Source organism: Paenibacillus sp. GYB004 (assembly GCF_036577605.1).
GTDB lineage: Bacteria > Bacillota > Bacilli > Paenibacillales > NBRC-103111 > Paenibacillus_AB > Paenibacillus_AB oceani.
The window spans coordinates 1-22,282 of sequence record NZ_JARBDB010000008.1; the positions used below are offsets into that span (position 1 = coordinate 1).

18 protein-coding genes are annotated in these 22,282 nt (G+C 47.0%); 5 read left to right on the forward strand and 13 right to left on the reverse strand.

Annotated elements, in window-relative coordinates; genetic code table 11:
- Positions 1 to 509, reverse strand: a 509-nt coding sequence (locus tag PV433_RS04115) for a transposase (protein WP_332070935.1), incomplete at its 3' end; no start/stop codon positions are given.
- Between the two features lie 355 nt (positions 510 to 864).
- Between PV433_RS04115 and PV433_RS04120 the strand changes: the two genes are divergently transcribed.
- On the forward strand, positions 865 to 1,260 hold the full coding sequence (locus PV433_RS04120; RefSeq protein WP_332070936.1) for a carcinine hydrolase/isopenicillin-N N-acyltransferase family protein: 396 nt from the start codon (positions 865 to 867) through the stop codon (positions 1,258 to 1,260).
- 91 nt (positions 1,261 to 1,351) lie between these two features.
- Complete coding sequence (locus PV433_RS04125) at positions 1,352 to 1,519, forward strand: hypothetical protein (RefSeq protein ID WP_332070938.1); 168 nt, start codon at positions 1,352 to 1,354, stop codon at positions 1,517 to 1,519.
- Between the two features lie 521 nt (positions 1,520 to 2,040).
- Here the strand turns inward: PV433_RS04125 and PV433_RS04130 are convergent.
- Together PV433_RS04130 and PV433_RS04135 are read right to left on the reverse strand one after the other, a co-directional pair.
- Positions 2,041 to 3,741, reverse strand: coding sequence for a glycosyl hydrolase family 28-related protein (locus tag PV433_RS04130; RefSeq protein ID WP_332070939.1), 1,701 nt, complete (start codon positions 3,739 to 3,741; stop codon positions 2,041 to 2,043).
- Positions 3,742 to 4,193: 452 nt separating this feature from the next.
- On the reverse strand, positions 4,194 to 5,498 hold the full coding sequence (locus tag PV433_RS04135) for an ABC transporter substrate-binding protein (RefSeq protein ID WP_332070940.1): 1,305 nt from the start codon (positions 5,496 to 5,498) through the stop codon (positions 4,194 to 4,196).
- Between the two features lie 134 nt (positions 5,499 to 5,632).
- Between PV433_RS04135 and PV433_RS04140 the strand changes: the two genes are divergently transcribed.
- On the forward strand, positions 5,633 to 6,418 hold the full coding sequence (locus PV433_RS04140; RefSeq protein WP_332070941.1) for an AraC family transcriptional regulator: 786 nt from the start codon (positions 5,633 to 5,635) through the stop codon (positions 6,416 to 6,418).
- A 490-nt stretch (positions 6,419 to 6,908) separates the two neighbouring features.
- On the opposite strand, the gene PV433_RS04145 is transcribed toward PV433_RS04140, so the two are convergent.
- Entirely contained in the window at positions 6,909 to 7,280 is a 372-nt protein-coding gene (locus PV433_RS04145) for a hypothetical protein (RefSeq protein ID WP_332070942.1), read from the reverse strand.
- 542 nt (positions 7,281 to 7,822) lie between these two features.
- Between PV433_RS04145 and PV433_RS04150 the strand changes: the two genes are divergently transcribed.
- Complete coding sequence (locus tag PV433_RS04150) at positions 7,823 to 8,431, forward strand: TetR/AcrR family transcriptional regulator (RefSeq protein ID WP_332071182.1); 609 nt, start codon at positions 7,823 to 7,825, stop codon at positions 8,429 to 8,431.
- Between the two features lie 190 nt (positions 8,432 to 8,621).
- Here PV433_RS04150 and PV433_RS04155 read toward each other — a convergent pair whose 3' ends face one another.
- The 9 genes from PV433_RS04155 to PV433_RS04195 all read right to left on the reverse strand — a co-directional run bounded on the left by PV433_RS04155 (position 8,622) and on the right by PV433_RS04195 (position 21,237).
- Positions 8,622 to 9,491: a carbohydrate ABC transporter permease gene (locus PV433_RS04155; protein ID WP_332070943.1), complete on the reverse strand. Its 870-nt coding sequence runs from the start codon at positions 9,489 to 9,491 to the stop codon at positions 8,622 to 8,624.
- Positions 9,492 to 10,529: an ABC transporter permease gene (locus PV433_RS04160; protein ID WP_332070945.1), complete on the reverse strand. Its 1,038-nt coding sequence runs from the start codon at positions 10,527 to 10,529 to the stop codon at positions 9,492 to 9,494.
- Positions 10,463 to 11,986 carry an ABC transporter substrate-binding protein gene (locus PV433_RS04165; protein WP_332070946.1) on the reverse strand — a complete coding sequence of 508 codons (1,524 nt, stop codon included), beginning with the start codon at positions 11,984 to 11,986 and terminating at the stop codon, positions 10,463 to 10,465. The genes PV433_RS04160 and PV433_RS04165 overlap by 67 nt, the downstream gene beginning before the upstream one ends.
- A 112-nt stretch (positions 11,987 to 12,098) precedes the next feature.
- The gene (locus PV433_RS04170; RefSeq protein WP_332070947.1) at positions 12,099 to 13,904 is read right to left on the reverse strand and encodes a cache domain-containing sensor histidine kinase; all 1,806 of its coding nucleotides are present in this window, start codon (positions 13,902 to 13,904) and stop codon (positions 12,099 to 12,101) included.
- Positions 13,901 to 14,923, reverse strand: coding sequence for a response regulator transcription factor (locus PV433_RS04175; protein WP_332070948.1), 1,023 nt, complete (start codon positions 14,921 to 14,923; stop codon positions 13,901 to 13,903). Before PV433_RS04175 ends, PV433_RS04170 begins: the two co-directional genes overlap by 4 nt.
- Before the next feature lie 96 nt (positions 14,924 to 15,019).
- Positions 15,020 to 16,597 (reverse strand): arylsulfatase, encoded by a 1,578-nt coding sequence (locus PV433_RS04180; RefSeq protein ID WP_332070949.1) that lies wholly within the window; start codon positions 16,595 to 16,597, stop codon positions 15,020 to 15,022.
- Between the two features lie 67 nt (positions 16,598 to 16,664).
- Entirely contained in the window at positions 16,665 to 18,125 is a 1,461-nt protein-coding gene (locus PV433_RS04185) for a sulfatase family protein (RefSeq protein WP_332070950.1), read from the reverse strand.
- A gap of 51 nt (positions 18,126 to 18,176) precedes the next feature.
- Positions 18,177 to 19,802, reverse strand: a complete 1,626-nt coding sequence (locus PV433_RS04190; RefSeq protein ID WP_332070951.1) for a sulfatase-like hydrolase/transferase — start codon at positions 19,800 to 19,802, stop codon at positions 18,177 to 18,179.
- 73 nt (positions 19,803 to 19,875) lie between these two features.
- Positions 19,876 to 21,237 (reverse strand): GH1 family beta-glucosidase, encoded by a 1,362-nt coding sequence (locus tag PV433_RS04195; protein WP_332070952.1) that lies wholly within the window; start codon positions 21,235 to 21,237, stop codon positions 19,876 to 19,878.
- A gap of 206 nt (positions 21,238 to 21,443) precedes the next feature.
- On the opposite strand from PV433_RS04195, the gene PV433_RS04200 reads away from it, so the two are divergent.
- Positions 21,444 to 22,262 carry an AraC family transcriptional regulator gene (locus PV433_RS04200; protein ID WP_332070953.1) on the forward strand — a complete coding sequence of 273 codons (819 nt, stop codon included), beginning with the start codon at positions 21,444 to 21,446 and terminating at the stop codon, positions 22,260 to 22,262.
- Positions 22,263 to 22,282 lie beyond the last annotated feature (20 nt).

Here is a 22,282-nt window from a genome sequence, read left to right on the forward strand (position 1 = left end):
AGAAGCGGATGGTAGCTTTTGCGGCCGGGTTTGTGCGGATTCGTTCCCTTGGCCGCTCCGGTTTGGTTGCCATATACCGTTTCCACCGTGGAGTCCAGATCAAGAATCAACTCCGAGGGCAAACAGGGCTGACTGACCTCCTGATTTAACTTTCGCAGGTCCAGCCGAAGGTTCGGACACGTCTTACGCAGTCGCCCCAACTCTTTGTACAAAAGCGAATGGTGCGGACAGCGCCCGCCGAGAAATCGCCGAATGAGCGGATCATGCTGCAGTTTGCGAAAATGAAAGAGCCGCTCGCAGCCGAGGATCCAGCCGATGATGAGATAGAGCAGGATTCGATGCACCGGAAAAAGCGAATTGCCTGCCTTGATGCAGGACAATCGTTGCAACGCCTGAGAGAGCTTGATCTTTTCGAGGTATTCCAGAAATATTTTGCTACCGCCGATGCTGGTTGCATTTTGCAAGGAAAATTCGGTCTTGATTTTGCTAACGGGTGTGATAGACTTCACCTTAAAGGTGCTCCTCTCTTTGGGTGATGTTGTTCTAGGCAAACACCATTCTACCAAAGATTTGAGCCCTTTTTCATATTTTCAGAAAGAGTCACTTTCGAAATTCAGGTTAAATAGTAAGATATACACGTAGTGAATTACAAAATCAATTATCCTAAGCGGAAAGGGTTATCTTTATGGAAAATAACAATGATAGGAACTGATTATTTTTGATACCCATGTCACAGAAGGAACCCACTATGAAGTAGGTAAGCAACGGGCGATTACATTTAAGGATTATTCGGAAGTTATTGACTACTTTATCACCCCTATGGAAGGAACGGATTTTCTTTCTGCGGCAGAGGCCCATAAAAGAATGATGATGATTGATAAAATATGTCCTGGGTTTACTATCTATTTAAAGCCTCAGGAAGGACATGGATGTGAGTTCTGGATCGTCATTCGTGCTCTTCTGGATCGTTGCAAGGATGTATATGAAGCACGATGCTTGCTTGAAGAAATAGATATACGTACTAACGCAAATATCATGGTAGCAGATGTTTCTAATAATGCATCTATCTTCGAAATTGCCAACTTCTCTTCAAACAAGAAAAAAATAACTGAACGTAAACCGGTGGGTGACCTAATCCTTACTACCAATCACTATGTGAGCAATGAAATGAAAGAATTCGATGAATACCATTTTTGGCATTCGAAAATGCGTTATACCGCTGTCTGGAATATTTTTATTGCGGGAAGCACCAAACGTTGATCATGAAAAGATAACGAGCCTTTTGTCTACAAAGTATCCCTTTGGCCCATGCTGTCACTTTTATGCAAGTGGAATGGGAACGCTAAGAAGTATGATATTTGATGTAACAGATAAGAAATTGAAGGTTAGTTTTGGCCCTCCAGATATGAATGAATGGCATTCTTTTGACTTTGATGAACCAGTAGGAATTCAAGAAGTTGTATGCAAATATGAAGATGTGATTATCGAAGATCCGGAACAATTTTGGAGAGAAATGTAATTCGTTAATCCAACTTGGTATGGAGGTAGAGTACTATGGGTCAAACATCTCCGAAACATCGTAACAGCAAAATTATGCGGGTGAAACCGTATTATAAATGACGAAAACGGTTTTGGGGACGGGCACTATTCTTTAATGGCCTTTCCGAATGGAGGAGCTTTTCTATCTGTTGATTTCAAGAAGGTGCCCTATGGCATGAAATTCTGAGCATTCAAGGCCGTCGGAGCAATCGACGACCTTGCATCTCATGAAACATTCCGAAACATAATAATGTCGAGCTTTATAATCTATCGTCGCCGGACGTTCGCATCCGCCTCTCAGCAAAGCAGCCGAACGCGGTTTGGTTCCAAAACACCCGGCCCGGCCCTAAAGTTGACATACCGTTCTTTAAGTGACAGAAGCACATATCGGTTCCGATTTCCGCAAGATATGCTCTGTGGTTTGTTTTATAAAAATAGGTATAATATCCATTAACTTCAATTCATACGTAAAAGGGGTTATACGTTGATTAATCTCGGCAACTAATCGTGCGTGAAGGAAACCAATATGGAAGCACTACTGTCCGGTCGATTCCATTCCTTGGAAACATCGTAAACGATACTTAAAATATCACCGGGGGCAAACGTTTGCCGCGTAGGCTGCAAGTAAACGGATACGCTTGCTCCCTTTGACTGATCCATTTCAACCGTCTCGATCACTGTATCGTTTTTCTTCACATGATAAACAGCGTTTCCAGTGTTCGAAACATGATCTGTATGAACGGTAATTGCTCTCAAATATGCATGAATAGACATGACGAATTTACCTGGCCCTGCATGCGACTTGGCTGAAATGGCCTCTTGACCGGCAACCAGGTGATCCGTATGAAAACAGAGCATCATAGGTGAACCATATAAACATTCGGCGGGCGATCCGAAATGGATTTTGTCGGCAACCATCCCCTCCGCTGTCAATCCGCTAACTTTCACCCTCGAAGCCGCCCCCGTCGCTATAATTGCATTTCGGCATAATTTCTGTTCACGATCATCGATTACCCTTAGTTTGCTCAAAACGATTTGGTTTGATTTCCCGTCAATTCGCACGCCCGCATGATTCACTCCACCTCCTGCCGCCGGATTGTAGGCGGAGTTTCCTTCCATAAATACCGATTCACAATCTAGCAAAAGAAAGGCCGAACCATGGGAATCGTATGAAACATTTCCAGTAATGTCGATATTTTTGCATTTCCTGAAATCGAATGCATTCGCTTTGCCCGAGCCAAAAATCATATTATCGATAAATTTTGCATTTTGCAGCGGCTCTCCGTTATTGTAAAAAAACGAGCCGTACCCGGTCGAAGAAAACGTGTTTCTTACTGTGACCTTTTCAATATGAATGTCATTGTATAGGTATCGCTCTCCCTGCTTTTGATTTGGGTGTTGAGCCAAAACGATCGCATACCATCTTTGCGTTTCCGGATGAGTGCCGTCAATCAAGCCATTTTTCAGCTTGTAACCGCTTATCAGTCCTTGTTTTTTGGCTCTCAATACGACGGATTCCAGTTTATTGTTATAGATTTTAAAACCATCCGCACAAACATGGTCACATGCCGTAAAATAAAGGCCGTGCCTCCGCGCATATCTGGATATGATGTTATGCAAGTTACAATCGATCGCTTCTTCGGCTACATAAGCGTTGCCAGGCACATGCTCCACAAAGGTATTCAGGATTCTGGCATTTACTGCGCCGCGACGCATCGCTATTGCCGACGAATTTGAAGTATCCCCCGTAAGCTTGCAGGTCACTCTCAGATCGCGAATCGTAGTATTTGCTGTGCGGATTAGGAAATAGTCTCTCGTTAGATCTACGAATTCAAATTGATGCACAGACGAATATCCGGATCCGAAATACGTTTGTCCTTCCTGTAAGGTAAGAGTATCCGACAATAAATAAGCCACAGGAGGAGCGGGCGCGTATACATCCTTTCCGGTCGCAATCGCAGCTTTTATCGCCTCGGTATCGTCTGTGACTCCGTCACCCTTAGCGTTATACGGAGGTTGCCTAATATTGATTGCTCGTTGCTGCAGATCCGTGATAACATCATCAAGCTGTTCCTGGTATTCCTCCGGAATCTTTTCACTAGCCTGGACCAAACTGTTTCCCAGGAAGACTCCTGAAACGACTGCAGCGCCAGTAACACCTAACATTTTTCTTCTGCTGATTACTTGCTCTTCACCGCCCATATTGCCACCTTCTTCCTTAGAATAGTGTCCATTCAATGATTATGTAAGTGCTTTCAGCTAAAATTATATTAATCCGACCGCATTATGTATTGTTCCGATTCCGTTGAAAAATTGTGCCACAGCGGAGATTGGACAACCTATGCGCTTTAGCCATTTCGGCTTGTCCGCAATTGTCCGAGACCAGGCGCGCGGCCGTAGATTATGGATACGGCAGACAAATCGTTTTCATTAACGAATTCCCCCGAATACGAATGAAGGAGGAGTTCGCGAGAGCAGCTTGCTCACCATACTTTACCGAATCATGATCCAAGGAAATCGCTCATTCAGTAAAAAAAGACCGTTTCTAAGGCTGAAAACGGTCCTTTCTCATCTGTGAAATCAGGTAAAGCAAGGACGCTGAACTTTTCAGCGGTCTCGTTTACCGAGGCGGCTTTTAATATCGCAATTTGAATCTAACGGTTGCCTTCCTCCAGAATGTACTTGTTCCCTTTCTCTTCCGCTTCTCGGAGCACTGTGTTTACGTCTTTATTTTCAGTGACCATCGCTTTGACAGCCTCTTTCAGAAATGAATACATTTTCGTATCGAATTTGGTAGCTTCCGGCAATGCAGCCGGCTTGACCGAGTAAACCCCCGCCAGGTTTTTGTCCTCGTACAGCTTGGTGCTGCTTGCAAATTGCTTTTTCAAGTTCAAATCTTTAAGAATTGTTAACCGAGTTCCGCTATTCATCGTTTTCTGCGCTTCTTCACCCATCATCGTTTGCAGCACGGCGAAAGCAGCCTTCTTGTTGTCGCTGGTCGGGGTAACAACGCCGAGATGAAAATCGATTTCTCTGCCAATTCCCGGTTTATCGTCTAACGAAGGATAAGATACGACGTCCCAGTTGATCGTTTTGCCTGTTTCTTTCATCGACTGTAATCGGGTAGTCAGAGCGGCGATCCAGTACGGAAACATCGCCATCTTCTGATCCTTCAGAAAGTAGTCAACTCCGTACGTATATTTCTTGTTGCCGTCCACTATTCCCGGAATCTGGTATAACTGATCGTATAACCGAAACACTTTACCGTAAGCGTCATTTGTAAAAACAGTCTTTTCTTGCTTCTCATCCACAACCGGCAGCGAGTACGCACGGGTCAACGAAGCCGGATCGCCTAAGTCCATGCCGATATATTGCGTTCCCTGATCGAGTCTGGTTGCTTTTCGGGCCAATTCGATCGTTTCGTTCCATGTCATGTTATCTTTGGGATAAGGCAACGCCAGCTTGTCGAATATATCTTTGTTATAGACCATTACACCGTAGTTCATTGCATAGGGGATGCCATAGATTTCGCCGTTTTTGCCGAATTGCTTAAGCAAATTTACTGCTTCCGGCTCGAGCGGACCCATGTCAACTTTTTGCGTCCGGATCGTCTCGGCCAAATCAACGGCAATCTTTTTTTGAAGAAGGTCATGCAAATAATAATTGCTGGTCAAAATGATATCCGGCAGATCCTGAGCCCCAATCATGTTTTCGAGCGTAGTCCCTGAAATATATTCCATTTTAATGTTCGGAAACTTTGCTATTACGGGCTGGGCAAGAACGTCTAAATCCGATTGACTGAGAATCCCCGCATAATGACTGTAGAACGTTAAAGTAACCGGCTCATTATTATAGGCGTCCTCTTTGCCGCTGATCGGTTTCCCTCCGTTGTTTCCGCAGCCGGCTAGCAGGACAATCGACAAACCTGCCCCGATTAATGCTGTTAGTCGCTTCTTCATGAATAAGATCCTCCCAACGAACTTAAATTGCAATTACGAGTAAAACTGTTATCATAATAGACCAGGTTGATAACGATTTGAATGAGCAATATAATTAAAACATCAACTATTCTGCTATTTTCTACGGTGATCCGATGGACCAGAGTGTTTTATTGTGTGGCTATGGCTATCATTTAAAGCAGCAGTTCAGGGGCTCCAAAAACGCTCCTATACGACATTATTTGTTCCGATTGCAAACGGAAGGGACATGCACGATATCGGCAAACGGAGATACGATGACGATTGAGTCGGGAGATCTTTTGCTGCTGCAGCCTGGAAGCATGTATTACTTGCAGACAGAAGAAGGCTTGGGTAGCGGGGACTATTATATGTACTGTCAAGGAGCCTGGGTGGACGAATGGTGGAACCGGTATGAAAAAAATATTAAGACCTCCATTCAAATCGGGGAATCCGTTCTGTACCCGTGGAGGCAGATTATTAAAGAAAAACGCCGGCTTACCGATGAAAATTCGGAGCTGATCGAAAGTTTGCTAAAAGTTCTTTGCTTGTCGCTGGATCGGGCAATGACAGATTCATTCGCTTCCCACAGCCGGTCATACACGGCTTTTCGAATGAAACGATGTATTGAATCAATTGCTTACGAGCCGTTCAAGGTGGAGCAGGTCGCCAAACACGTTAATTTGAGTGTTTCGAGAGCCTCTCATTTTTTCAAAGAATGTTACGGCAAAACCATTTTAGAATATGCTCTGGAAGTACGGCTTAGCGGTGCGATCGACCGCATCAAACATACAAGCATGACAATGGAGCACATTGCCGAATGCTGTGGATTCGGGAGCTATACGTATTTTCATAAAGCGTTTAAAGAAAAGTTCGGGATGCCCCCCACGGTTTTTCGTAAAATGGAAAATACTTTAAGGTAAGTAAACGTTTAAGTTATGGATGCGGACGACTACTCAGAACGTATTGCAGCGCGAGAAAAGGCAGCCGATCCCCTAAATCTAAATCGGCTGCCTAAGCAGTTTTACGGATATTCTCGATAAATTTGAAACCGCTGTCCCAACGATTTCAAGAAATCCGCCCAGCACGACATAGCTCCACGTATTTGTCCCACTCTTATTATTCCCCCACTCTTTCATGCGCCAAATGCCAGTCTGCGATGTGACCGATAGGGGGGATCCTAACCTATAGGTTCATCCTCCTGAACCCATTCCATCGATAGCTTTACGATTCTCGCAGCCGCTGCTCCGTGGTTTTTTCCACAGCAGTCCGTTATCCTCAAGTGCCGCAAGCATAAACCCCAATCTCTTAATTTATACAATCCTACGTTCCCAAACAGGAACAGAAAAACGCGGGAACTTTGGGTTCGCCGCGCTTTTAGGGATACAACTTCGAATTTCATACAGCAAGCGATCATTTCCCGAGAGCGCCGGGCCAATTGTCACTTTCGCAAGTCGCCGTGGGGGCATTGCCCTCGACCGTGCTCTCTGACACTTTTTTACCGTCATACAAAATGCGGCAGGTAATGGACTTTGCCGCAGCAGACGCTTCCGCAGATAACTTCGCAGATTTGAAGTTCATGGGCTTGCTATGATCTACCGGAAGCTCTAGCGTATAGGGAAGCAAAATGTCGGCCTCCTCCCGCGAGTTCGTGCCGTTTCGAGTTTTCAGTTCGAGAAAGACCTTGGCAGCAGTAGACACATCGCTCTCTATGATGAATTTCACAACACCATTCTTTGGCGCAGGCGCACCACCGCAACCGAGCAAAGGGATCATCGTCATCACCGCAACACCCCATCCTGCTGCGCGCTTTAGCGGATGCCAGAGCTTGCTTGAGCCGGCTGAAGTTCTCATACGTTCATCCTTTCCGAAAAGCCGTTGTTGCTGAAGGCCACTCCTTGCGGGCTGTCAGTCTTCCCCCTGTTCCGTTTCTCCTTCGATCGAAGAAACAGACCGTAGACGACAAACCCCGCACCCAAAACAATCAGGATGCGTCCTGTACCCGGCAGATCAGACAGGATGGCAATTCCGTTTATTGGAACAGCCAAAAATTGTAAGATTATGCCTGCCACGATAAAGGTCGCACCCCAAATAAATTCCTTACCGCTGTTACTTACTGCCTCAACCCCAATTCTGTGAAATTATACGGGGACCCGGCGCCAGTCGGAGGCCCAGCCGCGTACAAGAACGAAAAAGTGTTTTGCTTTTCATAAATGTTTTCAATACAGCTGTATTATTTGAAACATGAAAAGCATAACACGCTCGTCGAAATAATACAAGTGTATTATTTCGTTGTATATAAGGAGATCCTTTGTTATAATGTGGCCATGACAAAAATTGTGGATCACGATCAACGAAGGTTAGTAATTGCCGAGGCGGCATTACGTGTTATCAGGCTGATGGGCGTAAAAGGAGCGTCGGTTCGAAATATTGCGCGGGAGTCGGGCTTGTCGCTTGGCGCTTTGCGCCATTATTTCTCAAGTCAGGACGAGCTGCTGGATTTTTCCATGAAGCTGGTCAAGGAACGGGCGATCGAGCGTATTAATAAACTTGTCGTGTTAGACATACCGCTATTTCAAAAGGCGCTGCGGATTTTGTTGGAGCTGCTCCCGACCGATGACCATAAACTGGCTGAAATGGAAGTTTGGCTATCCTTCACCGCTCATTATCGAAGCAGTAACACCGCATTTGACGCGCAGCACGACGGGGTACTGGACCTTGTCGAGCGTCTGGTTCGCAGCTTGAAGCAATCGGGCGTGCTTCGGCCCGAACTTGATTGCGCGATGGAGACAGAACGGTTATACGCTTTTATCGATGGAATAGCGTTGCATGCCTATCTGGATACGAAGCGGGTAAATTACGAACGTATCGTAAGTGTAGTGACCTATCATATGAAATCGATATGTACGGAGGAATCTCATCTCAACATGATATAAACCTTGCATCGTTGGCGAAGTCAAAGCGAATGTTAAGCCAGCGGGATATTTGAATAGGCTGTCTATTCACAGAGAAGCCTTGCAGACAGACAGCCTTGGCGATATCTATAATAATGGTGTTTCTTAAGCAGTAAAAATGGAGGGAAACATTACGGGTTCCCTCCATTTTTTACAAGGCTCAATTCATGAGTTAGCCCTTGACAGAGCCCAGGAGCATGCCCTTATTAAAATATTTCTGCAGAAAAGGATATACGATCAACAACGGCAGTGCCGTAATGATGACCGCCGCCATCCGAACCGCCTGCGTAAACTCATACCCGCTTACGCTCGCTTCGATCGCCTGGTCCGACTGGCTCAGCATTTGTCTCAAGAATACTTGCAGCGGCCACATATTGGAGTCATTCAGGTACAAAATCGCATTAAAGTAGGTGTTCCAATTATGAACTGCATAAAACAAAGTAAACGTAGCGATAGCCGGCATCGAGAGCGGAATAACAATTTGCCAAAATAGCCTAAGCTCGCTGCAGCCATCGATATGCGCGGACTCTTCCAGCTCCCGGGGGATGTTCTGAAAAAAGCTGCGCAGCACAATCAGGTGGAATGGAGCGATAGCTCCGGTCAGGAAGATAGACCAATAGCTGTTTAACAAATCGAGATTTTTGACTATCAGGTAGGTCGGTATCATTCCCCCGCTAAAGAGCATCGTAAAAAGAATCATGAAATTCAAGGTACGTCGACCCTTCAACCACGATTTGGATAAGCCGTAAGCCATTAAGCTGGTCAAAATCATATTGATGGTCGTCCCCACCACTGTCATGTAAATGGAGTTGGACATAGATTGCTTGAAATTGTGATTTTCCATCAAATATCCGTAAGCGTTCCAGGTCCAATCGTCAGGAATCAGGAAGAAGCCTCGGGACAAAATCTCCTCCTCAGAAGCAAATGAGGTCGAAAGCACATATATGAAGGGAACTGAGATTGCCAGAAGAAATATAAGAAGAAGTCCGTATACAAGAATTAAAAAGACCGGGTCCTTGCCGCGCAAATCGTAGCTTCTCATTCAGTATACCCCTTCCTCTCCGAATTTCTTGGACAATTGATTGGCAAATATAATCAGAATCAGACCGATAACGGATTTAAATAATCCGGCTGCCGTCGTAAAGCTGAACTCTCCTTGAATAATCCCTGCTCGATAGATATACGTATCAAACACGTCCGAAACTTGGAGATTCAGCGGATTTTGCATCAGAAGCACATGCTCGAACCCGAGATCCATAACATGACCTAATCGTAAAATAAACAAGATGACGATCGTAGACTTTAATGCGGGTAATGTAATATGCCATAACTGCCTCCAACGGTTCGCACCATCCACCACCGAAGCTTCGTACAGCGTTGGATCAACCGCGGCCAGCGCAGCCAAAAAGATGATGGCGTTCCAGCCCGCTTCCTTCCAAATGTTCTGGAAGACGAACACATATCGGAAATAGGACGGATCGGTTAGCAGCGGAATCCGCTCGACTCCCAGGCTCGCCAGCAGATTGTTGACCGCGCCGTCCTGCGTGGAGAATAACAGCACCGTAATACTAACAACCAGAACCCAGGATAAAAAGTGAGGCATGTACGCAACAGTCTGGACCAGCTTACGGAACCAGGCTCGGCTAACTTCATTTAACAGCAAGGCAAGCAGTATTGGAGCCGGGAAGAACAGAAACAGATTTAAACCACTTAAGATCAACGTGTTGCTGAACAATTTCCAGAAGTCTTCTTCTGTAAACAGCCGCTGAAAATGATCGAACCCGACCCAAGAACTCTCCCAAAACCCAAGGAACGGGTCATACTCCTGAAACGCGATAATGATGCCACCCATAGGAATATATTTAAAAATTACAAAAAAAAGTAATCCAGGTAATATCATGGCATACATAGGCAAGGCCCGGTTCCACTGCATTGGTTTACCAACTCCCTCACATGATGCATTAAGAATAAGCCGGGGCCAGCCCAGACAGGCTAACCCCGGTGCACGATCCGCTATTTGGATTTCATATACTGCTCGTTTATCTCTGCGATAATCTTGTCCCCGCCATCCTTCTTCCATTTCTCGACAGCTTGGTCCAGTGCGTCGAGCGGCTGGGAGCCGATTATAATGTTGGTCATCGTCTCGACAAGTTTTTGATCAAGCGATGCCCCCGTCTTGATTGCCGTCTCGGAGTCGAATGCCGCACCTTGATTCGGGTAACGGTATTTTGCATTTACTTCAAACCATTTGTTGGTCATCTTCACAACTTCCTGGTCATCCCACAAGCGAACCTGAATGTTGGGATCTACTCGTCGAATCAGCCATGTAGACAGCAGGAACGGTCTTTCTTTGTCAAATGCTTCTGTCTTTTCGAACTTGTTGCCATCTTTTTTCGTGTAATGAACGCCTTCGATTCCGTTCTTGGCCAAAATATTTCCTTCGTCGGAGACCAGGTAATTCATGATCTCAAGCAGCCGCTCTTGTTTATCTTTATTAATCTTGCCGTTGATGACAACTTTCTGATCTCCGGGGTTCGTAATCGTTCCGCGGGAGCCGTTTGGTCCTGCCGGAGGGGGAAGTTGCGCCAACTCCGCTTTTGGATCGATTTTCTTCAAGCTTGGTATTACGGTATAGGCCATCGTCGTCGGGACAATAGAGGTAATTCCCGTTTTGCCGGAATCAAACTTATACTGCGGATCTTTCAGTTTATTAACTGCAAAATCCTTGTCCAGGACGCCTTCCGCGTACGCTTTGCGCAAGAAGCCCGCAAAATCTTTCAATTCCTTCAATTGAGCTTGCCAAGGTACAAGTTTATCCCCTTCCAGCTTCCATCCGTTGGCCAAGCCAAACGCATATTCGATCGGCTGGATATGGTTATATCGGCGATTCTCCGAAATGGACATCGATAAACCGATAGTGTCGTTTTTCCCGTTTCCGTCCGGATCTCTAAAAGTAAACGCTTTAAGGACCTCGTAAAGCTCGTCAATCGTTTCCGGCATTTTCAACCCCAGCTTGTCCAGCCAGTCTTTGCGGATTCCCAGTGAATCTCGCGTTTCGATGCTATAATAAGGAAGACCGAAATATTTTCCCGGAGGGTTCAAGTATTGAAACGCTTCCGTTCCGCCCAGTTGTTTATACAAGTTTGGGTATTTGTCGATAACCGGCTTTACATCCATGTACACGCCTTTGTCGCGCCATTTCATGTAATCGTCGCGCCTCATGATAAAAGCATCTGGAAACTCATTGGATGCTGCGTATACGCCCAGCTTTTCTTTGTAATTGTCGTTCGGTATCCATTGAATTTTCAGATCGACATTGAACTTCTGGTTCAAGAACTCCACTACAGGGTGCTTCTCCGGCCAACCGCCTCCTTCGTAGCTGATTGTCATGATGTTGAGCGCCAGCTTGTCTTTGCTGCCGGTTTCGCCCCCCTTGTTTCCTCCGGTCGTGGCATTTGGTCCGGCGCTGGAACATCCGATCGAAACGGACGCGAGAAGAGCCGTAATACAAGCCGTGTTCACATAGGATCGTTTCATTTTTTAAATCCCCCTTTTCAAGAATGACTTTACTTGTCTACGTAAAGCATATAGCAAGCGCTTTAAAAAGGCTTGATCCAATCTTATGTTTCATTGCACAATCCTACGATTGTTAGTCGACCGCAATCGGCACCCTCACCGATACGACGGCCCCCTTCCCAGGAAGCGAGAAAATCTCGATCCCGCATTGTTTGCCGTACTTAAGCACCAGCCTCGCATGAACGTTGGATATGCCAAGCGATCTGTCCTGGACAAATTCGTGATCGATATGATTCGAAATATGCTGCAGTTGCGATTGAATTCGAGCCAACTCCTCGTCTCCGAAGCCTTCACCGTTGTCGGCAATTTCAATGACCAAAAAATCATTCTCCGTATAGGCGCTTATTATTATCGTACCTTCGCCTCCGTTTGGTTCGATCGCATATTTCACCGCATTTTCGACTATCGGCTGGAGAACGAGCTTTACAAGGCGACAATCAAAATACTTGGAATTTACATATATTCTGCTTTGAAACCGTATGGGGAAACGAACGTGGATGATATCGAGATATTTCTCCAGATGATTTAGCTCATCTCTTAAAGTAACTTCCGTATCCGAAAAAGAGGCGGTGTATCTGTACATATCCGATAAATTTTTGGCCATCTTCTCTATAATCGGCACCTTCTCCAGATAAGCAATGCTCTTGATGATCCCGAGTGTATTATACAAAAGGTGGGGATTGATTTGATTTTGAAGCGCTTTGATCAAGGCTTCTTTCTGCTTTAATTGAAGTTGAACTTCCTGCAGCTTCAAGTTGAAGTTCTTGTCAATGAGATCATCCAGCTTGCCCACCATCATATTGAAGCTGTGGTGCAGTTGCTGGATCTCGTCCCCTCCTTCGATCGGAACGCTTTGTACTTGCAAATTTCCCGTAGCCACCTGTAGAATCATACGTTTAAGCTGAATAATTGGCCTGATGAAATAGTTGGACAATAAAGGAACGACAAGAGCAATCAGGATAAAAATCGCCGCAAGCACGATATACATGGAAGCGGTGGCCGACTTGAGGCCCCTCGCCAATTCGCTAAACGGCACCACCGTTACGATATTCCAACCCGTTATGGTCGATTTATGACTGGCAATCAAAAACTTTTCCCGATCGATCCTCTGAATTTTTGCCTCCCCGGATTGCGGTACTTCCAGCTCTTTCAAGCCCGTTTGCTCCTTCTTCGATCCATTCCAGCTCTCTTGCGGATGGTAGATGATCGTATGATCGTCCGTGATCAGAAAGAACACCCCATTCTTTCCGAATTGGGTGCGATTGAGCGTGTTCCGAAGCTCCTGAAGCGAGATGTCAACAGCCAGCCGACCAACCAGATCCAGCGTCGATTTGCTGTAGATCGGAAGGAGTACGGAGATGACAGGCTGACCTCGTGCTGGATTATAGCTTGGCTCGTGGGTGGTGAGAATGTGCTTCTCCCGGTCTATAGGCATACGAAACCACGGTTCATTCTCCAGTGATTCCAAACGTCCGAACGACTGGGACATCGATACAATCGGTTTGTTTGGAGAAAGCAGAAATATCCCCTGTATTTCCGAATAATTTAACGCCAAATATCGGCGAATTTCCAATTCTACCTGAAAGGCGTCTTCATTGGAGACTTCGTCAGAGACAAGCCATGTTTGCAATATATCGTTTTGAATTAAGGAACGGGTTGATCGTTGCAATTGATTAATGTAGTAGTCCAGATGATAACTTATCCGTTCGGCAGCCTCTTCGGACAAATCGACGAAATCGTCCTCGATCGAATTGCTGTATAACCAGTTCGACGACACTCCCATAGAGATGACAACGATAAATGAAAAACTCAAAAAAACTACGATCATTTTTTGTTTAATCGATAAACTATAAAACCAGCCCGCTCTTTTTTTTGTCATAAGCCCATGATCTTCCTGTACTCGGCCGGCGTCTTGCCTACCGTTTTTTTGAACATCCGATTAAAATAAGACATCGACGTGTAACCGACCAATTCAGCCACCTGGTATATTTTGATATCCGGTTCCAGCAACAACTGCTTCGATTTTTGTATACGCACCTCATTCAAATAATGAATCAGGGACTGTCCGGTCTCTTGCTTAAATACTGCGCTGAAATGAGAAATGCTGAGATGAGCCATTTGAGCCATTTGTTCGAGCGTAATATTTTGAAAATATTGAGTTTGGATAAAGCCGCATACTTTTTGAATCGATTTGCGAATTTGCTGTTTGACATCTTGCGAGGAGTAATCTCTCCATTTCTCAACAAGCCGAAAAAATACTTTTTTCACATCCTCGACATTGTCCGGAAGGGAGGAGCCTATTAATCCTGGTTCATGTATTTGCAGCATTTCGGACAGCTTACCTCCCAGAATTGTAAACAGCGGACTTTTTTTATCCATCGATTTTGAATGAATGGTATACAACTGGTCTATTAACTTATTCATGTGATGGAAGATAGCCGAGGAATCGAATTGAGGGAGCTGTTGCATAAATTCATTGATCTTAACGACGCCTTCCCTTATATCCGATATATTTTCCAATCTTTTGACCGACCTATTCAAGGCATCGTGCAACTCCGATTCCTCTACGGGTTTGAGCAAATACTCGGAAACGCCGTATCGCATAGCCTGCTTGGCGTATTGAAAGCTGTCGTAACCGCTGATTATTATGGGGATTACCGGCAGTTTTAATTCGTGAATTTGCTCACATAACCATAAACCGGTTTTTTTTGGCATCATAATGTCCGTAATCAATACGTTAGGCCAATGCTCCTGAACTAGAGTCCATGCTTCTTCCCCGTTGGAAGCTTCACCCGCGATGGAAAATTTCGGACTCAGCTTATCTACCATTTCCACGAGCGCGTCCCGGATCCATACTTCATCTTCGGCTATCAATATCTGATACAACTCGCATCCCACTTCCGTATCGACAAACGCTCCTCCGATCGCATGTGCGTCTTCAGGGGAGCGCTGTCTCCTTCTCTGTTGTAGTATTGTTAAGAAGTTGATAAATTATTACTTTCTTTGTTTGCTTCTTACTATCTGTTCTCTCGGGATCACTTTGCAACGTTGAGCCCATTGATCGTAGAGATTGCGCATTTCATTTACTTTGTCCGGATACTCTTCCGCCAGGTCTTTCAATTCCGAACGATCTTCCTTCATATTATAAAGCTCCCATGGGCCGGGATAGTTTCGTACCAGCTTCCATTCCCCGATCCGAATCGCGCTGTTTCCTTCATGCTCCCAATACAGTGGCCCTTTGGATGCGATTCTGCCTTCCAGCGCGGGAGCGAAGCTGTCTCCTTCCAAAGGCGGCAAGGAATGACCGTTCATGGATTCGGGATAGGCTGCTCCCGTTATTTCCAAAATTGTGGGGACCACATCGGTAAGCTGCCACGGAGTATGAACCACTTCCCCAGCATTCCCGATCCGTTCAGGCCAGTGAACGATAAATGGAGTCGCTATTCCCCCTTCGTGCACCCAGTGCTTATACAGACGAAAAGGCGTATTGGACAAATTGGCCCAGGCAATTCCGTAGCTTTGAAAGCTGTCCTCCGAGCCGGGCATAACATCGGGCCGATTGCCGAATCTAATGTCCTGACCGTTTCGGCTAACGACCGGTGACACCTTTTTCGACTTTACCCTTTCCCTCAATTTCTCCTGCAGAACCTCCGCACAGCCGCCATTATCCGCAAGGAATACAATCAGTGTGTTCTCCAACTGACCCGTCTTCTCCAGTGCATGCAGGATTGTCCCGATCCCTTGATCCATACAGTCAATTTGCGCGGCATAAACTTCCATACAACGAAGCAGCCAATCCTTATGCTCGGCAGACTCCCATGGGGGCTGCGTAGGGTCTCGGTCGCTTAATAAACTGGTATCATCCAGAATGCCACATTCTCTGAGTCTCGTTAAGCGTTTCTCCCGGAGCGAGTCCCAGCCTTCGTCAAAATGTCCCTTATATTTGGCGATGTCCGTTTCCTTGGCATGCAGCGGCCAGTGGGGCGCAGTATACGCCACGTACATAAAGAACGGGCTGTCGGCGTGTTGGGCGGCATGTTCTTCCACGAAGGAAGCGGCTTCGTCGCTAATGGCATCCGTATAGTAAAAATCACTTGGAAGTTCTTCTTCATCCAAATTTTCATTATCCCGCATTAAGGTCAAAGGCCGAAAATAATTGCTCGTGCCGGACAATGTTCCGTAGAATCGGTCAAAGCCTCTCTGAATCGGCCATGTATGTTTCTCTTTATAGATATCGTGCGCCAGGTGCCATTTGCCACTCATGTAGGTACGGTACCCGTCTGCTTTCAATACTTCGGCAATCGTTGCACAATTGCGATTCAAGTTACCCGGGTATCCGTCGGGACCGTCATTATCGGTCAGAATGCCGATCCCTGTTTGATGCGGATGAAGCCCGGTCAGCAAGGATGCTCTGGAAGGACTGCAGCGGGCTGTATTATAAAACTGCGAGAATCGCACCCCCCCTGCCGCAAGCCGATCCAGATTGGGCGTTTCAATCTCGCCTCCGTAGCATCCGATATCGGAATATCCCATATCATCATTCAATACGATCATCACATTGGGACGCTTCATTCGTCTAAGTCTCCCCTCCAGCTCGTAATCGTTGAAAGCGTCCCATAGTCATGGGACGCTTTTCTGCTTACTTAAACTCTTTCGGGTGCCTGCTCACAAGTTCAGGTATAGCCTCTTCGCGTCCTGTGCTTTTCAGATGCTCCAGGTATCCCTTTAAACGGCCCTTCGCATGGAACGGACCGCCTTCCTTCATTACCGTCCAGAGCGGATCGACGTCATATGGCATGGAGAGCATCATGTCGTCATGCCATTCGTTTAATAAATATACGGCTTCTTTGCAAATGTCGGGGTTCGAAGAGGCCACGTCGAACTGTTCGTTAGGATCGTCCTTCAAATTATAGAGCATTTCCTTAGGGAACATATGGTACCCGTCATGGTACGTTCTCATATACAACCATTCGCCGAACCGGACACTCCGCTGGCATACGTGAGCGCACTGGGACAGAACCAGATAGTCTCTTCCGCATTCCCTCTGCCCGGTTAAAGCAGGGGCGTAGCTTTGACCGTCCCAGCTCTGACACGGTTTTTTACCGAGCATATCCGCCAAAGTCGGCAGCAGATCGAGATGGTAATGAAGCCCTTCATCGACATGCGCTTGGGTCACTCCCGGCCAACGGACAATCATCGGAATGCGGCAAGTCCCGTGATCGGCGGTACCATGCTCGCCATAAATCCCGAGCTGACCTTGATTTTCTCCATGGTCAGCCGAAATGAATATTACAAGATCGTCCATTACATCCGCCCGGCGCAGCGCTTCGAATAGCATTCCAATATGTTCGTCCATATAGCGAATTCCGCAATCATAGCCGTCGATCATGTTCCGCAAGCCGGACATATCCAGCAATTCGCCCGGATGCCGCGGGAAGTTCGGGTTCGTTTTATTATCGTACATGTTGATGTCTCTGGCGCTGTGCGGACCGACTTTCTTTTTGTGCCTCTCTAGCATTTCCTCTGTCAGCCAGGCCGGCAGCGGATCATCGGCAAACGGATTGCCGAATTCTTCAGGCGCCCGATATGGCGTATGCGGGTCCCAATAGTTCAGGTACAAAAACCAGTCGTCGTTTTTCGCGTTTTGCTCGATCCACGACAACACCCCGGGCGTTACATCTTCTGCCGATTCCATTCCGCCTTTGCCCGAGTTGTGAATTTCCGAAAACCCGGAATAGAACGTCCATTGCGAATGCCGTTCCCCGAACGGACTGAACAGCACGGTTTTCATCCCGGCCGAACGAAGGAACGCGGGCAAGCTTTCTTTGGTCAACACGTCCCTGAACATGCGTGAGATTCCTTCATGACGAAAGTCCGCCGCCGTACCTCCATGTCCGACCAGGCCGGTGTGAATGCCGAAGCGGCCTGAAGAGAGTGCCGCTCTAGATGGGGCGCAGGGCGCATCGGATGTGTAATAGTTCGTAAACCGAACGCCTTCGCAAGCGATCTTGTCAATATTCGGGGAAGTATTCCGGTGATACCCGTAGCATCCCAGATGGTTCGGGCTTGTCGAATCCAGATCCAAAAAAAGCATTCTCATCGTTGTCTGCTCCTCTATATTTGTTTGTTTTCTCCTCGCAGCCTCTCTGTCTTAAAGAAAAGAGGGATCGCCTACTGTGAACGACGCCGATCTTTCCTCGCTATGCTTGTAACCGATCCGTGAGGCTCTCACTCTAATCGTGGTCGTACCTCCAGTCAGTCTCAGAGGCTCTGTGTACAGTTTCCAGCGGGCGTCTCCGCCGGTCTCTGTCGTATAAGTTATGGAAGCGCCCTGTGTTGCACAATATAATTGCACCAACATGGGGGCCGGATATGCCCCGCCTTCCAGGGAAGCTTCGATTCCCGGACTGCCCGCGGCAATCGGGATATAGACGGGAGCCGCGGTTTGTGGCTGAACGCCTCCCGGCCAGAAGTTTGCCACCATCTGCCCTTCGTCCATCTTCCCCATGTCGCCGTGCTGCTCAAGCCATTCGTCAAGTACGTTCCGCAGCTCGGCAAGCTTGTCCCGATAGTTCGGATCCTTGGCCAAATTGTACAATTCATGAGGATCGTTCTCCGTATCGTACAGTTCTTCAACTGGCCGCTTTTCAAACATGAGATTTTGTATCCCCTCCAGCTTGCCTTCCCTGTGAAGACGCCACATCTCCTGCTGTACCGGATGTTGGTTGTTAAAAGATACCCACATCATGCGGGGCAGATCGGGATAATAATTCCGAATATATTTGTACTTTTTGTCCCTTATGGCACGAATCATATCGTAGGACTGATCGTATCTGTCGCGTGAAGCGAATACATACTCTCTCTCTTGCTTTCGATCTCCTAGAAAAGGCTGCCCCTGCATATGATAAGGGATGTCGATTCCGGCACACGATAGCACTGTTGGTCCCAGATCCACGAGACTGACCAATTGATCGGAAACAGCCTGAGGCTCTACTTGACCGGGCCAACGCACAAGAAGCGGCACGCGAATTCCGGCGTCATATGGCCAACGTTTTGCCCGGGGCAGCCCTTCTCCGTGGTCGCTCCACAGGAACACGATCGTATTGTCGGCTAACCCGTCCTCTTCCAGCTGCTGCAATAATCGGCCGACGATTTTGTCAGCTTCCGCGATATTGTCGTAGTGTCGCGCAAGCGCCTCGCGAGCTATGCGGGTATTCGGAAGATACGGAGGAAGCTCCACCCGATCGGGATCGGTTTGCAACGGCTGCCTCTCCTTCTCCGGCCACATCCCGCTTTCATGCGTCAAGGTCGGATTGAAGACGGAGAAGAAAGGCTGACCCCGTTCCCGGTTCCGCCAATGGCCGTGTGATCCCAGTTCGTCCCATGCCGTCAAAGGCGGCTCAAACTGGTAGTCGGTTTTTTTGTTGTTGGTACAGTAATACCCGGCAGCCCTCAAATATTCGGTAAATGTTTTGACATAATGCGGAGTTACGGTATGATATGGCGTCGGCAATTCCGACGAATTCGCATGGGTATGCGTTGTTCTCATATGATGGGTGCCAATCGACGTCTGATACATTCCCGTGATGATGGCGGAACGACTGGGAGCGCATACGCCCGCGGTAGAGAAAGCGAGAGGGAAACGCGTACCTTCCGAGGCGAGCTTGTCGATATTAGGAGTCCGTGCCAATGGATCTCCGTAACACCCGAAGCGAGGGCTTGTATCTTCCAGGGAGATCCATAAAATATTCGGCCGGGCAAGTTCACGTTCTGTCAATAAAACCACCTCCAAAGTTATCATTGATTGGAAACGACTATTCACATCCCATTGCCTGGCACGATCCTAATGATTAAGAACCAGCAATCTCACCATTGGTTTCAATGACTCGCTTGTACCAGAGACCCGATTGCTTCACCGTTCTTTCTTCTGTTTCGTAATCTACATAGATCAGTCCGAATCGTTCGGCATACCCGTGACTCCATTCGTAATTATCCATCAGCGACCAGCAGAAGTAACCCCGAAGATCGGCCCCCTCCTCCGCAAGCCGTTTTAATTGTCCAAGGTAGCGGCTTAAGAAATCGATTCTTTGATGATCGTATATTTGACCGTCCAGATTAGGCCATTCAGTATTAGCCATTCCGTTCTCAGTAATGTACAAGGGCAGCTTGTAGCGGTCCACTATGAACTTAGGACCCCAATACAACGCCTCAGGCGTTACAGGCCAGCCCATCGACGTTTCCATGTGCCCTTCCTTAAATGCGACCCGTTCCGGCTTGGCGCCATCGCCTTTCTTGTAACGCGCGCCGTGATAAATATTAAACCCGATAAAATCAAGCGGTTGACAAATCGTTTTCAAGTCGTCCGATAGCATCGCGGGCATATCCGATCCGAATACCTCGTAAGCGCTTTGGGGATAATCACCCAGAACGACAGGATCCACGAATAGGGACGCCAGGTTCGTATCCTGCTTCGTTTGAATTTCAAACATCTTGAATCGGGCTGCTTCAATATCTTCCAAAGAATCGGTATTCGGAATCGGAACTTGAGTGTTCGGCGCATAGCCGACTTGAACTTGAAGCTTGGCGTTGTGACGAATCGCTTGCACCGCTTTCCCGTGCCCCAACATAGCGTGATGGGCGGCCTGCAGCACTTCCTGCAGCGGCAGTTGCAAGCCGGGAGCATGCTTGCCAGTCTTGTGTCCAAGATTAATAAAGACTGGCGGCTCATTCAAAGTGATCCAATTTTTCACACGGTCGGAAAGCCTGTTGACAACAACTGCGCTGTAGTCTGCAAACCAATTAGCACTGTCCCTGTTCAGCCACCCGCCTTTTTTGTATAATTCGTAAGGGAAGTCCCAATGAAACAATGTAATATACGGTTCTATGCCGTGATGCAGCAGCTCATCGACCAGGCGGTCATAAAAGTCCAAACCTTTGTCGTTGACAGATCCGACGCCTTCCGGCAGCACTCGGGGCCAGCTTACAGAAAATCGGTAAGCCTGCAAGCCGATCTCCTTCATTAACCCTACATCACCCTTATACCTTTCATAATGGTTGCACGCCCGTTGACCTGTATGGCCATGCAACACTTTTCCGGGCGTGGCGCCGTATATATCCCAAACTGATAATCCGCGGCCGTCTATCGAGGCGGCTCCTTCCACCTGATACGCCGCCGTAGCTGCTCCCCACACAAAATTTTTGGAAAATCCCATCGATGGCACATCCTTTTCTTCATCTGTTTCCGCTCTACCATTTTGTGGAACTTCTAGCTTATATATCGTTTACATTATACGATCAAGCTTGTCGAAATTACATTTCCTTTTCTATGGAATCACTATACGTATCTTATGATGGACATGGATCACAATTCATGACAAAATGATAAAAAAGTGCGTAGCGGAAGGTTGGGTGACTGATAATGAATGTTCTTCTAGCGGGATATTCGGTTCATGATAAACCTTTGGAGCTTACACGGTACAAGCTGATGTGGTATTTAATCCGGCTGCAGAAGGAAGGTGTGTCCGAAGCGATCGTAAATGGGCAAAGTTATATGCTCGGACCCGGAGATTTGCTGATCTGCAAGCCCGGAGATTTTTACAAGATGAGGGTTGGAGAGATCGCTTCAAACTCGCTTCCGAGTACGGATTATTTCCTCAAAATCAGGCCTGACGATTCCTGGGTCACGGAATGGTTCCATCGTTTCGAACAGGCATGCAGGGCGAATATTGTCCTTGACGAGAAGCTTCTTAACTTGTGGGAACATATCATTTATGAGACAAGACAAAACAAGAACGTAGATAAAGATATTGTCGATTACTTATGTCGGGCCCTTCTGTTGACCATATCTCGCCATATTGGAAGCGTCGACAAAAATAATCGCGAACTGGCGGTAAGCATTAAGATCAAAGATTATATTGAAAAAAACTCGACAAAGCCTGTCACCTTGCGCGGAATTGCTGCTCACGTAAATTTAAGCATTCCCCGGGTATCCGAGATTTTCAAAGCTTCCTTCGGTCAGTCTATTATGGATTATGTGATTGAAGCCAGAATATCAATGGCTAAGAAGCTGATCGCGATCAGTGATTTGAAATTATGCGAAATAGCATTGATTTGCGGATTCCCCAACTATACCCATTTCAACCGCACCTTTAAAGCGCGCACCGGTCAATCGCCAAGCCAGTATGAGGAGCACAACAAAGCTCATTACGGCGCAGCCAAAGATTCCGAAGATGAATAAAGCCGCTGCTCATCGACTCT